At 63.6% G+C, this 533-nt stretch carries 1 protein-coding gene; it reads left to right on the top strand.

What is annotated here, in order from left to right; genetic code table 11:
• Positions 1–105 precede the first annotated feature (105 nt).
• Positions 106–533 (top strand): hypothetical protein (locus ACP7D4_RS28250; protein ID WP_426212763.1); only part of this gene is annotated, 428 nt, incomplete at its 3' end.

Genomic DNA, 533 nt, shown 5'->3' with positions numbered 1-533 from the left:
CTTTCACCCATGGCAGCGTGGGACGTCATGCAAAAAAGATAGGCCAGTACTCCTCTGATATCGTGTGAAGTTCTCACGCAACACACATACCATCGGGACCGGCCTATGCATCGAATTCTATCTGCAAATCCTTCGTTACCCCAACATATCGAGCAAATTGCGCACGCGCCGGAAGTCTACCGGCCGCTCGCTTGCCCGCATTGCGGGATAGCCGGTCTTTGGCTGCATGGTTTTTACGAGCGCAAACCAGACCGCGATGGCCCTGCCGCCGTGTCGCTCAATCCGGTGCTGGTGGCCCGCTTCTGCTGCGGCGCATGCGGGCGCACCTGTTCGCGTTTGCCGCTGTGCATCGCGCCGCGTCGCTGGCACCCATGGGCCAAACAGCAGCGGGTTCTGCTGGACCTGCTGGCCGGCGCCTCGCTACGCGGTGCGGCCCTGTGTGCGGGTGTTGCCCGCCACACCGCGCGTCGCTGGCGCGACTGGCTGCATGCCGGCACCGCGACGTTCGCGTTCGTGCTGCGCAGCCGATTCCC

Origin of the sequence: Massilia sp. TWP1-3-3 (genome assembly GCF_049897805.1) — a bacterium.
GTDB lineage: Bacteria > Pseudomonadota > Gammaproteobacteria > Burkholderiales > Burkholderiaceae_D > Telluria_A.
This window is presented reverse-complemented; position numbering and strand designations above follow the sequence as displayed.